The organism is Stenotrophomonas sp. YJH_SMC_33 (assembly GCF_059372295.1).
Genome location: NZ_JCAFVJ010000007.1, coordinates 77,610 through 91,533 on the forward strand (window position 1 = coordinate 77,610; position 13,924 = coordinate 91,533).

Below are 13,924 nucleotides of genomic sequence, written 5' to 3' on the forward strand. Positions count from 1 at the left end.
ATCCGAGCGTGGGCTCGGCTCTACAGAAGCCTGTGGCGGCGCTTACTCGCAGCGGGTGGCGGTGATGACGTTGTCCTTGTCCACGAACACGCGCAGGCGGTCCTGGCGGATGTCCTTGGTGGTGATGGTGCTGGGGCCGATCGGGTTGACCAGGCCGGCACCACTCTCGCGGGACAGGCGGCGGATGTTGGGCTCATTGGCCGGCTGGCCGATCGCCCAGCCCAGCTGGCTGGCGTCGCAGCGGCCGCTGCCTTTGACTTCCGGGCCAGGGGTGCTGACGCAGGCCGACAGCAGCAGGGCAGAGGCCGGCAGCAACAGGGACAGACGGAATGCGGACATGCGAGCGCTCCTGCGCAGGGGAAGATGACGGGAACGATAGCACCGGGCGTGCGAAAGGCGTCAGCGATCCGGTCATTGCCGGCACAGCGTGGTCATTGCATAGTGGGAGCAATGGCTGGCAGTACGCCAGCAGGCAGGCCGGGCCCTTCCGGCGCAGGTGTTGGGTACGGTATGACGTCAGGCAGTTTCCGCGGCAAGAACAAGACGATGACGGCGCTGGCGCTGGCGCTGGCGCTGTCGTTGCTGGGCGTGGCGTCTGCCGCCTCCGCTGCCGATCCGGAACCTGCGGCGGTCGAAACCCCGGTGTTCGGCGCCTGGCGCAACCTGCAGACCGAAGCGGGCTACGAGCCTGCGCAGCGTAATCTGGCCTTTGCCATGCTGCCGCAGGCGGCGACCCGTGGCGACCGTTTCGCTATCCTCGACCGTGAAGGCAAGCGGACGGTGTGCTGCCTGCAGGTGGCCAGCCCCTCGCTGGGGGTGGCCGCGCTGCGTGAGCAGTACCACCTGCCGCAGGCCTGGGTGACCGACCTGAGCAATGGCCGCAGCCCGGTACGTCCCTATGTGCCGCACGTCTATGCGATGCAACGGGTGGACGAACTGGCCGACTACAGCTTCGCCGACGTGCCTGGCGCCTACAGCGACCTGGGCGGGCTGCTTATTCCCGAAGGTGCCGCGCTGGAGGCCGACGGCAGCGCCGTCCGCCTGGGGGACATTCGCTATCCGCTGCATTTCCAGCGTCAGCCGCACGCCGATGACGACGGCGCGCTGGATCGCTACAGCCTGCAGGCGGGTGAGGGCGAGGCACCGATCGTGGTTGAAGTGCCGTTCGGCACCTACTGATTGCAGCAGCGCACTGGCTAGAATGCAGCGCGGCGCTGTGTGCCGTGCCTGTTCCGTGAGTTGTTTCCGTGTCCCTGCGCCCCTTCCTGCTGCCGTCCCTTCTGCTCTTGTCTGCCTGTGCAAGCGCGCCGCCGCCACCGGCTCATGCCGATGCGCTGTGGCGGTTGATCGAGCGTGACTGCCGTGGCGCTGGAGGGCCGCGGGGTGACTGCCTGCGGGTGGAGCCGGCCGCAGACCGCCGCGATGTGCTGGTCAAGGACGCGCACGGCGACTACCAGTTCCTGCTGATGCCGCTGGACAAGGTCAGCGGTATCGAGAGCCGCAGCCTGTACCAGCGCGGTGCACCGAACTACTTCGCTGCGGCCTGGCAGGCGCGCAGCCACACCGAGCAGGCCTTGCGGCAACCGCTGCCGCGCAACGTCGCGAGCCTGGCGTTGAACTCGCCGCACGGCCGTTCGCAGCACCAGCTGCACATCCACGTGGATTGCCTGCGTGCCGACGTGCTGCAGGCGTTGGACGCGCATGCCGCTGCCCTGGGCAGCCGCTGGGCACCGCTGCCGGTGCCGCTGCGTGGTCATCAGTACCAGGCCCGCCTGTTGCCGGGCGCGGAACTGACCGCCAATCCGCTCAATCTGCTGGCCTATGACCTCGCCGGCGTGGGCGACGTGGGCCAGTGGAGCCTGGTGGTGGCCGGCCGGGAACCCGTGCAGGGTGGCCCCGGCTTCATCCTGCTGGCCACCCGTGTGGACCCCGGCACCGGTAACGAGGCCAGCGCTGAAGAGCTGCAGGACCACGCCTGCGCAGTGCTGACCGGCGCAGGTGCATCGCTGGAGCGGGTCCGCTAACCCTGGGGGTGCTGGCGGCTGCGCCAGACCGGCGCGGTCAGCGCCAGCAGCTGGCGATCCTGCCAACCGTCCAGATCCAGGTGATGGTCGCGCAGCAGCCCTTCCTGTTCGAAGCCGAAGGCGTGCAGTGCAGTGGCGAACGGGCTGCTGCAGTCCGGTGGCAGCATCACGAACAGGCGGTGCACACCCACATCCTCGAAAAGGAACGGGCACAGCGCCCGCAGCGCTGCATCCGCGTGCGGGTGCCAATGCTGCAGCGACAACAGCTCGGCGCAGCGCGTCTGCAAGCACTGCAGGCGGACATGCAACTGGTCCAGTACTGTGCCGTGCTCGTCATGGAATACCCCCAGCATCAGCTGATCGTTGTCCTGCTCCAGCCGCGAGCGGTGCATGTGGGCCAGGAAGCGGGCTTCCTCGTCGATACCCGCCGGATGGCGTCGGCCGCGCCGGCGGCGATCATCGAACAGGCGCCAGCGCGGCAGGTCGGTACGCTGGAACGGGCGCAGGGTGACCGGTGCGGCCTGCAGCTGCAGCAGGTGACGGCGCAGCACCGGCCGCAACGGGGGGAGAAGCGGGGTGGGATACGGGATCATCATCCCCGGCACGATGGCCGCGCCCGCCCCCCGGCACCATTCAAAACATTGCAAAAATGCGGTGAGCGGCGCCGGGGGACTGATTCGGTTCAGGCATAAGGCCATCAGGCCTGGTCATTTCCGTTGAAACCACCCATTCAGGACACTTTCGTTACGGGATCGTTATGTGCCCCACAGGCCGCTCCCGCTACCACCCGCCCAACTCCCCCCAGGAAGCCCATGTCCGCCTCCCCCAAGGCGCTGCGCCCGCGTCCGCTGGTGCTCGCACTGTCGTCCCTGATGCTGGTTTCGCTGCCGGCCTTCGCGCAGGAAAGCGCGCCCACCACATTGCAGGAAGTGAAGGTCACCGGCTCGCGCATTCCGCGCGCCAGTGTCGAGGGGCCCTCGCCGGTGACGGTGATCAGCCGCGAGCAGATCGACGCGCAGGGCTACCGCAATGCCTTCGATGCGCTGAGCGCGCTGACCGAGAACACCGGCAACGTGCAGGGCGAGGACTTCGGCAATACCTTCACCCCGGCCGCCAACACCATCAACCTGCGCGGGCTGGGCCCGAACCGCACGCTGGTGCTGGTCAACGGCCGCCGCCAGGCCGACTATCCGCTGGCCTACGAGGGCTCGGTGAACGTGGTCAACCTGGCCAACATCCCCAGTGCGCTGATCGAGCGCATCGAGGTGCTGGCGGCCGGTGCGTCGGCGGTGTACGGCTCCGATGCCATCGCCGGTGTGGTCAACATCATCCTCAAGGACCGCTTTGAGGGCGTGGACGTGAACGTGCGGGCCGGCGGCACCCAGCAGGGCGGGGGTGACAACCAGCGCGCGCAGGTGGTCGGTGGCAGTTCCGGCGAGCGCTGGGATGCCCTGTTCGGCTTCGAGTTCGACGTGCGCAAGGCGATCCATGCGCGCCAGCGCGATTTCATGGACTCGCTGGATGATGACCCCGCCGGCAAGGCGCCGCAGGCGACCGCGATCGCGTATCGCCGCAACGCCGCTACCGGTCGCAACATCGATCCGGGCGCCAATGGCTGCGACGCGGCGTCGGACATCTATGGCGGCAGCGTGTTCCGTGCCTTCAACCCGCGCCAGGGCTGGTACTGCGGCAGCAACGAGGCCGCCGCCAGCTACTGGACGGTGCAGACCGAGAAGCGCAACCTCAACGGCTACGGCCTGCTGACCTTCCACGTCAACGAGACCACCGACCTGTTCGCCGATCTGGCCGTGGGCAGTGCACGCATCACCAACAACACCCGTGCGCCCACCTGGACCTCGGCGCGCAACTACTTCTACAACCAGACCACCGGCAACCTGGAAAGCTGGTACCGCCGCTTTGCGCCCGAGGAAATCGGTGGCCTGCCGCGCAACGCCAACCGCTTCCTGGAAAACTCGTGGTCATTCAACGTCGGCGCGCGCGGCCAGATCGGCGACAGTGGCTGGGACTATGAGGCGGTGTACAGCCGCTCGCGTTACGAGAACCGCACCCGCCGCCCGGTGCTGCTGGCCGGTATCAACGAATACCTGCTTGGCCCGAAGCTGGGCGTGCGCAATGGCGTAGAGGTCTATGCGCCGGATCCGGCGCGCCTGTTCCAGCCGCTGAGCCCGAACGAGTACCAGAGCCTGTCCGGCTACCAGGAGAGCCGCAACGCGGCGTGGCTGCAGACCTTCAGCGCCAGCGTCAACGGCCGGCTGTTCGCACTGCCCGGTGGCGACGCTGCGCTGGCCGCGGTGGTCGAGGCTGGCAGCCAGGGCTATCGCAATCGACCGGACCCGCGACTGGGCACCGGTGAATTCTGGAACACCAGCGCCGGTATTGGTGCCGGTGGCGAGCGCGACCGCTATGCTGCCGGCGTGGAGCTGCAGCTGCCGTTGCTGCAGTCGCTCACCACCACCCTGGCCGGGCGCTATGACCAGTACCGTGCCGGTGGTGAGCACATCGGCAAGGCGACCTGGAGCTTCGGCGTCGAGTTCCGCCCGATCGAGAGCCTGCTGATCCGTGGTACCGCTGCCACCAGCTTCCGGGCGCCGGACATGAACTACGTGTTCGCGACCGAGACGCGTGGTTACAACCCGGGCATGACCGATTACTGGCGCTGCCGCACCGCAGGCCAGTCGTATGACAACTGCGATTACAACGGCCTGTCGATCGACTACAGCAACCGCGCCAACGCACAGCTGCAGCCGGAAACCGCCAAATCCTATGGTTTCGGCGTGGTCTGGTCGCCGCTGTCCGGGCTGGATTTCAGTGCTGACTACTACGACATCCGTATCGACAATGAGGTCACCAGCCTCGACACCAGCCGTATTCTTCGTGATGAAGCCGATTGCCGCCTGGGCCGCACGTTGGGTGGCGAAGCACGCGATATCGGTTCACCGCTGTGCCAGGACGCGCTGTCGCGGGTGATCCGCAACCCGTCCAATGCCACGGTGCAGCCGGACCAGGTAACCCGCGTGCTGATCAACCCGATCAACGCGGCCTCCGAATCGGTGCGCGGCCTGGACCTGAAGGGCAACTGGCGTTTCGATGCCGGCCACTATGGCCGGTTCACCACGCGCCTGGCCTACACCGTGGTGCTGGAGCACAAGTACCGGCAGTTCTCCGATGATCCGGAGCGTGACATCCGCAATTCGCTGGATGACTACCAGTGGCGCAGCAAGGCCAACGGCAGCATCACCTGGAACCAGGGTGACTGGACCACTACGCTGTACGGCAACCGCTTCGGCTCGCTGCCGAAGACCGATGGCAGTGGCCGCATCGCGCCGTACATGACGTACAACGCCAGCGTGTTCCGCCAGTTCGGCGAGAACCTGTCGGTGGGCGTGATCGTCAACAACCTGCGCGACAGCCGCCCGCCGGCGGACAGGAACGGTGGCGGCTGGCCGTTCTACCCGGTCGGCAACTACGACCCGTATGGCCGCCAGTACTGGGTGCAGCTGGACTACCGGTTCCGCTGATCGGGCGGGCAGACAGAAGGCCCGGCAATGCCGGGCCTTCTGCTGTGTCCCTATCCGCTGTGATGGCGCGCGCCGGCGGCCTAGGGCAGTGCCTGCTGCAGGTACGACTCGATGACGTAGCTGAAAGGCTGCTGCTGGCGGTCGCGCAACAGGGCACGCACCTCCAGGATCACGCCGCGGTCGCCTTCGCCCCGCGGCGGCCAGATCGTCTGGTCGGCCAAGGTCTGGCGCTGGAAACCGAGCGGGCCGACCACGCGACCGAAGGGTTCGTCGGTGCTGTCCAGCACCTGGTTCATGGCCGGGCTGAGATGGCCGGGCAGGTACCAGTTGTCGGCCTCGGACAGCACGCGGCTGCCGCAGACCAGCTGCACGCGGCGATAGCGCAGGTCGGCACCCGGCTTCACACCCAGCGCCTGCAGCACATCGGCGGGGGCAGGCTTGTCCTGGCCGTGCACACGCACCGCGCGGACCCGCGCCTGTTCGGCCAGGCCATGTTCGGCACACCAGTGTTCCAGCGTGGCAGTGGCGCTCTGCCCGGACAGCACGCGCTGGTGCAGGCGCTCGACCAGTGCAGCCGGGGCAATGCGCTGCTGGCCCGGCGGCGACTGCAGCGGCGCAGCGGCCGCCGCATCAGTGGCGGACAGGCTGGCGATCGGGGCGGCGGCAAGCAGGGACGCGGCCTGCCAGCGGCGGAGACGATCGTGGCGGTCGGACGGGCCCATGCGGCATCACAGCGGAAACAGGCGCCCATGTTACCCGTTCAGGGGCGTGCACGGCGTGGCTGCGACCGGTTGTCGCAGGGCAGTCATCGTTCTGGTGAATGCGTGCCATCCAGATATTTCGTTGGCCGATGGCTGCGGCGAGGCGCACGATGGCGCCATTCTTGGCATTCCGGGAGTTCCCGATGACCCTCCAGTTCGTCCATGGCGGTGTCGACCGCGACGGTGCGCCACTGCATTTCCATATCCGTGATGGCCGCATCAGCGGGCTTAATGGCGAGGCGGCGCCAGCCGACGGGGCGGAATGCGTCGACCTGCAGGGCTTCGCGGTGCTGCCCGGGCTGGTCGACGGCCACATTCACCTCGACAAGAGCTTCGTCGGCGACCGTTGGCACCCGCACCAGCCGGTGAACAGCCTGCGCGAGCGGCTGGCGGTGGAGAAGGCGGCGGTGGCGGGTGCGGCACCGATGGTGGACCGTGCCGAGGCGCTGATCCGCCAATGCAGTGCTTTCGGTACGGTGGCGATGCGCTGCCATGTCGATATCGACGGCAGCACCGGTCTCGGCCATCTCGAAGCGGTGCGCGAGGCGGCACTGCGCTGCGCCGACATCATGCGGATCCAGCTGGTGGCGTTTCCGCAGGCCGGGGTGATGTCCTGTCCCGGCACCGCCGCCGTACTGGAGCAGGCGCTTGCCGCGGGCGTGGAGGTGCTCGGCGGCATCGACCCGACCACGCTCGATGGTGATGCCGAAGGCCAGCTGGCGCTGCTGTTCGGCCTGGCCGAGCGTTACGGCGTGCAGCTGGACATCCATCTGCACGAGCCCGGCGAAACCGGCCTGGCCCAGCTGCTGCGCATCGCGGCGCGGACGCGGGCTGCCGGCCTGCAGGGGCGGGTTGCGGTCAGCCATGCCTATTCGCTGGGCGACGTGCCGCTGGCGCGCGCGCTGCAGGTGGGCGAAGCACTGGCCACGGCGGGTGTGGCGATCATGAGCAACGCGCCGGGCGATCATCCGTTCCCGCCGCTGCGCGCGCTGCATGATGCCGGTGTGCGCGTGTTCGCAGGCAATGACAACATCCGCGACTGCTGGTGGCCGTATGGCAATGGCGACCTGCTGCAGCGCGCGATGTTGCTGGGCTACCGTTCCGGGTTCTACACCGACGCCGACCTGATGCTGGCGCTGGACATGGTCACCACCCATGCCGCGCAGGTGATCGGCCTGCCGCAGCATGGCATTGCCGAAGGCCGGCCGGCGACCTTCGTGGCCGTGCGTGCCGACCACGGCCCGGCCGCCGTGGCCGGGGTGCCGGTGGAGCGCAGGGTGGTGGTCGACGGCCGCTGGCTGTAGATCCGCGTCATGGCGTGGACGGCACCATCGCGCGGTCTCATTCATCCACGCATGGCGTGGATCTACCCCGATATGCCGTCAGGCGTAATCGTCGGCGCGGGTAGCGACGAACTCTTCCAGCCACGCAAGCAGGTGGGCGATGTCGATGATCTCGCCCTGCTCCACGCGCTTGAGCAGCAGGGTGCTGGCGCCGATCTGCAGGCTGCTGTCGGCATAGCGCAGCACCGCGTCGATGCCCCAGGCATCGGTCACCTGCATCCAGGTCAGGCCCGGCACACGCTGGGCCAGAGTGTCACCGAATGCCACGCCCAGTGCTTCCCAGCCACCGCAGTCGGCGCGGTCGATCAGCCCGGCATCGACCACGCGCTGCAATGTGCTGGGGGCCAGCGGCCATTGCACCGGCAACGTCGGGAAGCTGGCGGCCACGCGCGCGGCGATCAGCGAGCGCTGGTGCTGCAGATGCGTCTGCAGTGCAGCAGGCAGGGGATCGAAACGGGTGGGAATTTCGTCGGACATGGCAAGGCGCCGTGGAGCACGGAAACAACAGGCACTCTACGAGGCGATTGTTGCCCGTCGTACGGCCGGAGTGGCCATGTTTCGATGCGTGATGCGCGAAAGGCATCCACGCATGGCGTGGATCTACTGTGGTCAGTCCGGTTCGCGCTGTACCTGCCGCCACAGCTCGCTGGCCAGTGCCCGCACCGCATCATCGGCGTCGGCGCGATGCAGCAGGCCGATCTCGTAGTTGTCGATCACCGGCAGGTCGCGCTCGCCATCGATGATGCGGTGCTCGCGGGTGACTGCACGGCGTGGCAGCAGGCTGATGCCGATGCCATCGGCCACCGCGCCCTGGATGCCACTGAGCGATGAGCTGGTGAAGGCGATGCGCCAGCGCAGGCCCAGCGCTTCCACGGCGTGGATCATCTCGTCGCGGTACAGGCCGCGCGGCGGAAACGTGACCAGCGGCAGTGGGTCCTGCTGCAGGCAGCTGCTGCGCAGGCTGTCGATCCAGTGCATCGGCTCGCGCCGGCAATGCACCGCCTGGCGGCTGTTGCGGCGCTGCTTGACCAGCACCAGGTCCAGCTCGCCGTGGTCGAAGCCCTGCGCCAGGTCACGGCTGAGGCCGCTGCTGATCTCCAGCTTCACCTGCGGATGGCGGCGGCTGAAAGCGGCCAGCATGCGCGTGGTCTGCGGGTTGACGAAATCCTCGGGCACGCCGATGCGGACGGCGGTCTCCACCGTCGCACCGGCCAGTGCCTGGGCCATTTCCTCGTTCAGGTCGAGCATGCGCCGCGCGTAGCCGAGCAGGGTGTGGCCGGCGTCGGTGGGGTGTACATCGCGGTGGCCGCGCTCGAGCAGGCGATGCCCGGCCAGTTCCTCCAGCCGCCGCACCTTCTGGCTGACCGTGGACTGGGTCGAATGCAGGCGCGTGGCCGCCGTGGTGAAACTGCCGCAGTCGGCCACCATCACCAGCGCCCGCAGCAGGTCCAGTTCGAACAGGGTTCTATTCGATTTGGCACTGTCTTGCATTTGAACATTTCACTTCTGGATACCCAGTCCGACTTCTACCATGCGGGGCAGGGGCCGGCAATGCGCGGCTGTTGCTACCGTCGCACGGCGTTCCGTGGCGACGGACACGAGGAGATACTGTCATGCGCGTCCATCATTCCGCTGGCTGGCCTGCGCCCTTCGCGCGCGCGCTGCTGTTGTGCCTGCTGGCCATGGTCACCCCCGCCTGCACCGCCATGTCCCGGGCCGACGCAGACGCGCGCCTGCGGGATGCTGCCAGCCGCGGCGACGCCGATGCGGTGCGACAGGCGATCGAGGAGGGCGCCACGCTGGAGGCGCGCGATGGCCAGGGCCGCACCGCGCTGCTGCTGGCCACGCATGGCAACAACGTGGAGGCCGCGCGCGAGCTGATCGAAGCCGGTGCCGACGTCAATGCCAAGGACGCGATGCAGGACAGCGCCTACCTGTACGCCGGCGCGCGGGGCCTGGATGAGATCCTGGCGATGACCCTGGCGCATGGCGCCGATCTGCGCAGCACCAACCGCTATGGCGGCACCGCGCTGATTCCGGCCGCCGAGCGTGGCCACGTCGCCACCGTACGTACGCTGCTGCGCGCGGGCGTGGCGGTGGACCATGTCAACCGCCTGCACTGGACCGCGCTGCTGGAAGCGATCCTGCTCGGCGATGGCGGTGCGCGCCACGTGCAGATCGTGCAGCTGCTGCTGGAGGCCGGTGCCGACCCGGAGCTTGCCGACGGCGATGGCGTGACGCCGCTGACGCACGCGCGCCAGCGCGGCTATGCCGGAATTGAGACCCTGCTGCGCCAGCACGGCGCGCTCCGCTGAATGCAAACCCCTTCCACCCGCACGCTGGGCGTGCCCATCAGGATGCTGTCCATGTTCCGTTCCCGTCCGTTGTCCCTTGCCATCCTCCTTGCGGTAGCACCTCTGTCGGCGTCTGCCGCCGAGCGCGCCGACCTGCTGATCCGCAATGCCACCGTGGTCGATGTCGAGCACGCCAGCACCCTGGCCGGGCAGAGCGTGGTGATCCGCGGCGAGGACATCGTCGCCGTCGGTCCAGATGCGCAGCTGCGCAGCCAGTGGAGCGCGGCCCGCCAGATCGATGCCAAGGGCAAGTACCTGATCCCGGGCCTGTGGGACATGCACGTGCATTTCGGCGGTGGCCCGGCGCTGATCGAAGAGAACAAGGCACTGCTGCCGCTGTACATCGCGCACGGCATCACCACCGTGCGTGATTGTTCCGGCGATCTGCCCGAGCAGGTGCTGCAGTGGCGTGGCGAAATCGCCAAGGGCACGCTGTTCGGCCCGCGCCTGCTGAGTTCCGGCGCGAAGATCGAAGGCATCAAGCCGGTCTGGAAGGGCACGATCGAAGTGGGCAGCGAGGCCGACGCCGACAAGGCGATCGCCCGCCTGCAGCATGACAAGGTCGATTTCGTGAAGATCACCGACAGCACGCTGAAGCCGGAACTGTTCCTGTACTCGGCCAGCGCTGCGCGAAAGGCCGGCTTCAAGGCCTCGGGGCATATTCCGATGGCACTGACCGTGGAGCAGGCGGTCGATGCCGGCCTGGCCTCGATCGAGCACCTGGACTACGCGTTCAAGGCCGGCAGCAAGGACGAGGCGCAGATTGCCGCCGACTTCGGAGCTGGCCGCATCGACCGTGCCGAAGCCAACCGCCGCCTCGACGCCAGCTTCGACCGTGACACCGCAATGCGGGCCTACCGTGATTTCGCCAAGCGTGGCGTATTCGTGACCCCGACCCTCAACGGCGGCCGCATCCTCGACTTCCTCGACCAGGATGACCACGCCAACGACCCGTACCTGGCCTACATCGGCCCGGGCCTGCGCGCGACCTACCAGTGGCGCGTGGACCGCGCGGCGAAGGCGACGCCGGCGCAGATCGAAGCGCGCCACGCGCAGTACCACCAGGTGGCCGCGGTGCTGCCGATGCTGCAGGAAGCCGGCGTGACGATCATCGCCGGCACCGATGCGGGCTTCCTCAACTCGTTCAACTTCCCGGGCATCGCCCTGCACCAGGAGCTGCAGCTGTTCGTGAAGGAAGGCCTGAGCGCGCCGCAGGCGCTGTCGGCCGCCACCCGTTCCGGCCCGGCCTGGTTCGGCCAGATGGACCGCTACGGTGGCGTCGCGCAGGGCAAGGCTGCCGATCTGGTGCTGCTGACCGCCAACCCGCTGCAGGACATCGCCGCCACCGAGAAGATCGACAGCGTGATCCTGCGCGGCAACGTGTATGACCGCGCCGCGCTGGACAGGATGCTGGCCGACACCAAGGCCAAGGTCGCGGCGTGGAATGCCGAGGCGGCGAAGGCCAATTGAGGGTGGGGCGGGGCGGAATCCACGCATGGCGTGGATCTACCGGTTGCCGTACGGGCATCCATACCCGCGATCAGCAGTGGATCCACGCCATGCGTGGATGATGCGGCCGATGACCTAACGCGGTGCCGGCCGCATGCCATGCAGCTGCGGCAGTGCGGCCTTCATCGCATCGATGAAGGCGCGCAGCCGCGGCGGCTGCTGGCGCGCGGCAGGAAACACGACATGCACCGGCAGTGCCGGCGCCTGCCAGTCCGGCAGCAGCTGCACCAGACGCCCTTGGGCGAGGTCGTCGGCCACCAGCCAGGCCGAGACCACCGCTGCGCCCAACCCGGCGCGTGCAGCCTGCTGCACCACGAACAGGTTGTCGCTGAGCAGGCGCGGGCTGATCGAAAGGGTATGCGCGCGCCCCTGCGCGTCATGCAGCAGCAGGCGTTCGCGGTAGTAGGTGACCAGCGAGATCCATGGCAGTGCCTGCGCCTGTTCCGGCGTACTGACCGCCGTGGCGTCCACCAGCGAGGGCGCTGCCACGACGATGCGCGGCACTTCGGCCAGCGGCAGTGCCACCATGCGCGGTTCGTCGACCGGTCCCACACGCACCGCGCAGTCGATGCCTTCGGCGATGAAATCCGGGCGACGATCTTCCAGGATCCACTCCAGGCTCAGCTGTGGGTGCTGGGCGAGGAACGCGAGCATGGTCGGAAGCAGCTGCGCCTGGCCAAAGGCATGCGGCACCATCACCCGCAGGCGTCCGCGCAGCGTTTCCGGTTCGCCGTTCAGTTCGGCCTGCAGCGACTCCCATTCGTCGACCACGCGTTGTGCATGACGCTGGCAGCGCAGGCCGTCCTCGGTCAGTTGCAGGCCGTGGGTGGAGCGCTGCAGCAGGCGCAGGCCGAGCTGTCGCTCCAGTGCCTGCAGGCGTCGGCTGACCGTCGGCTGGGTGGTGCCCAGCTGCAGGGCCGCAGCAGACAGGCTGCCGGCATCGACGATGCGCAGGAAGGTGCGCAGCAGATCCAGGCGATCAGCGCCGGTGGCGAGGTCATTCATGCATGTGGCGTATGAAATATATGTACCAGAGCCTACTACAGACGTCTGGCGAATACAGGCAGGATACGCCCACTTCCTATCCGGGCTCCCCCATGTCTACCCCCTCGCTGTCTGTTGCGGCCGCACCGGCGACCGTGCCTTCCACCCCGTTGGTGCTGGCAATGGCTGCCGGTGCCGGCTTCTCGGTCGCGTCGCTGTATTACAGCCAGCCCATGCTGGGCCTGATAGCCCAGGACCTTGACGCAGGTGAGCGCGCCGCCGGCCTGGTGCCAACCCTGACCCAGCTCGGCTACGCACTGGGCATCCTGCTGCTGGCACCGCTGGGCGATCGCTTTGACCGCCGCCACCTGATCCTGTTGAAGTCCGCGCTGCTGGCGCTCGCCCTGGGCGCAGCAGCAATGGCCGGGCAGCTGCCGGGCCTGCTGGTGGCCAGCCTGCTTGTCGGGCTGACGGCCACCCTGGCGCAGGACATCGTGCCCGCAGCGGCGGTGCTGGCGCCGGACGCGCAGCGCGGCCAGATCGTCGGCCGGGTGATGACCGGCCTGCTGCTCGGCATCCTGTTGTCGCGGGTGGTCAGTGGCGTGGTGGCTGAAGCGTGGGGTTGGCGCACGCAGTTCGTGCTGGCGGCGGTATCGGTGGCGGCGATGGGCGCGGTGATGGCGCGTGCGCTGCCGCGCTTCGCGCCGACCAGCACGCTGCGCTATCCGGCGTTGTTGGGTTCGTTGTTGGCGTTGTGGCGCGAGCAGCCGCAGCTGCGCCGCGCGGTGGCCAGCCAGTCGCTGCTGGCCGTGGGATTCAGCGCGTTCTGGTCGACCCTGGCGCTGATGCTGCATGCCCGCCTGGGGCTGGGTAGTGCGGCGGCGGGTGCGTTTGGTATTGCGGGTGCGGCCGGTGCACTGGCCGCGCCGTTTGCCGGCCGTTTTGCTGATCGACTGGGGTGCCATGCGGTGGCACGGCTGGCGATTGCGGTGGCGCTGCTGGGCTTCGGCCTGCTGCTGGCCGAAGCCTGGTTGCCGGCCGCCGCGCTGCTGCCGTTGCTGGTGGTGAGTGCGCTGCTGTTCGACTTCGGCTTCCAGTCGGCGCTGGTGGCGCACCAGACCCTGGTCTACGGCCTGGTACCGCCGGCACGCAGCCGGCTCAATGCGCTGTTGTTCACCGGCATGTTCATCGGCATGGCCGCCGGCGGTGCGCTGGGCAGCTTGGCGCTGGCGCAATGGGGATGGCACGGCGTGGCCTGGTTGGCGGTGGTGTGTGCGGGCAGCAGCCTGCTGCTGCGTTTGAAGTAGGGGGGTGTTTGGCAGGGCTTGCAGCCCTGCACCTGCTGGAGGCAACAGCAACAGCAACAGCAACAGCGGGGTTACTGTAGGGAGGCGGGGTGGGTCCGGTTGC

The 13,924-nt window shown here is 68.2% G+C and carries 13 protein-coding genes; 7 read left to right on the forward strand and 6 right to left on the reverse strand.

Annotated features, from left to right (window positions below):
- Positions 1 to 42: 42 nt before the first annotated feature.
- Complete coding sequence (locus tag AC5P9W_RS12530) at positions 43 to 339, reverse strand: I78 family peptidase inhibitor (RefSeq protein WP_010485066.1); 297 nt, start codon at positions 337 to 339, stop codon at positions 43 to 45.
- Between the two features lie 171 nt (positions 340 to 510).
- Between AC5P9W_RS12530 and AC5P9W_RS12535 the strand changes: the two genes are divergently transcribed.
- Complete coding sequence (locus AC5P9W_RS12535; protein ID WP_180877654.1) at positions 511 to 1,179, forward strand: decarboxylase; 669 nt, start codon at positions 511 to 513, stop codon at positions 1,177 to 1,179.
- 68 nt (positions 1,180 to 1,247) lie between these two features.
- Positions 1,248 to 2,024 carry a CDP-diacylglycerol diphosphatase gene (locus tag AC5P9W_RS12540; RefSeq protein ID WP_058981810.1) on the forward strand — a complete coding sequence of 259 codons (777 nt, stop codon included), beginning with the start codon at positions 1,248 to 1,250 and terminating at the stop codon, positions 2,022 to 2,024.
- Here AC5P9W_RS12540 and AC5P9W_RS12545 read toward each other — a convergent pair.
- The gene (locus tag AC5P9W_RS12545; RefSeq protein ID WP_111099213.1) at positions 2,021 to 2,620 is read right to left on the reverse strand and encodes a GNAT family N-acetyltransferase; all 600 of its coding nucleotides are present in this window, start codon (positions 2,618 to 2,620) and stop codon (positions 2,021 to 2,023) included. The genes AC5P9W_RS12540 and AC5P9W_RS12545 overlap by 4 nt on opposite strands.
- Positions 2,621 to 2,836: 216 nt before the next feature.
- On the opposite strand from AC5P9W_RS12545, the gene AC5P9W_RS12550 reads away from it, so the two are divergent.
- The gene (locus AC5P9W_RS12550) at positions 2,837 to 5,563 is read left to right on the forward strand and encodes a TonB-dependent receptor plug domain-containing protein (RefSeq protein ID WP_111102362.1); all 2,727 of its coding nucleotides are present in this window, start codon (positions 2,837 to 2,839) and stop codon (positions 5,561 to 5,563) included.
- An 80-nt stretch (positions 5,564 to 5,643) separates the two neighbouring features.
- Here the strand turns inward: AC5P9W_RS12550 and AC5P9W_RS12555 are convergent, their stop codons facing one another.
- Positions 5,644 to 6,285 (reverse strand): hypothetical protein, encoded by a 642-nt coding sequence (locus tag AC5P9W_RS12555; protein WP_478434105.1) that lies wholly within the window; start codon positions 6,283 to 6,285, stop codon positions 5,644 to 5,646.
- Positions 6,286 to 6,467: 182 nt separating this feature from the next.
- Between AC5P9W_RS12555 and AC5P9W_RS12560 the strand changes: the two genes are divergently transcribed.
- Entirely contained in the window at positions 6,468 to 7,628 is a 1,161-nt protein-coding gene (locus tag AC5P9W_RS12560) for an amidohydrolase family protein (protein ID WP_495219287.1), read from the forward strand.
- Between the two features lie 78 nt (positions 7,629 to 7,706).
- Here the strand turns inward: AC5P9W_RS12560 and AC5P9W_RS12565 are convergent, their stop codons facing one another.
- Positions 7,707 to 8,144 (reverse strand): DUF3806 domain-containing protein, encoded by a 438-nt coding sequence (locus tag AC5P9W_RS12565; RefSeq protein ID WP_111102360.1) that lies wholly within the window; start codon positions 8,142 to 8,144, stop codon positions 7,707 to 7,709.
- A 132-nt stretch (positions 8,145 to 8,276) separates the two neighbouring features.
- Positions 8,277 to 9,158: a LysR substrate-binding domain-containing protein gene (locus AC5P9W_RS12570; RefSeq protein WP_111102359.1), complete on the reverse strand. Its 882-nt coding sequence runs from the start codon at positions 9,156 to 9,158 to the stop codon at positions 8,277 to 8,279.
- 122 nt (positions 9,159 to 9,280) lie between these two features.
- Here AC5P9W_RS12570 and AC5P9W_RS12575 point away from each other — a divergent pair, with 122 nt between their 5' ends.
- Entirely contained in the window at positions 9,281 to 9,982 is a 702-nt protein-coding gene (locus tag AC5P9W_RS12575) for an ankyrin repeat domain-containing protein (protein WP_134731522.1), read from the forward strand.
- A 51-nt stretch (positions 9,983 to 10,033) separates the two neighbouring features.
- The gene (locus tag AC5P9W_RS12580) at positions 10,034 to 11,491 is read left to right on the forward strand and encodes an amidohydrolase family protein (protein ID WP_206621738.1); all 1,458 of its coding nucleotides are present in this window, start codon (positions 10,034 to 10,036) and stop codon (positions 11,489 to 11,491) included.
- A 114-nt stretch (positions 11,492 to 11,605) separates the two neighbouring features.
- On the opposite strand, the gene AC5P9W_RS12585 is transcribed toward AC5P9W_RS12580, so the two are convergent.
- Complete coding sequence (locus AC5P9W_RS12585; RefSeq protein ID WP_206621739.1) at positions 11,606 to 12,535, reverse strand: LysR family transcriptional regulator; 930 nt, start codon at positions 12,533 to 12,535, stop codon at positions 11,606 to 11,608.
- Positions 12,536 to 12,627: 92 nt separating this feature from the next.
- On the opposite strand from AC5P9W_RS12585, the gene AC5P9W_RS12590 reads away from it, so the two are divergent.
- On the forward strand, positions 12,628 to 13,821 hold the full coding sequence (locus AC5P9W_RS12590; RefSeq protein ID WP_031270809.1) for an MFS transporter: 1,194 nt from the start codon (positions 12,628 to 12,630) through the stop codon (positions 13,819 to 13,821).
- The last annotated feature ends 103 nt before the right edge of the window (positions 13,822 to 13,924 follow it).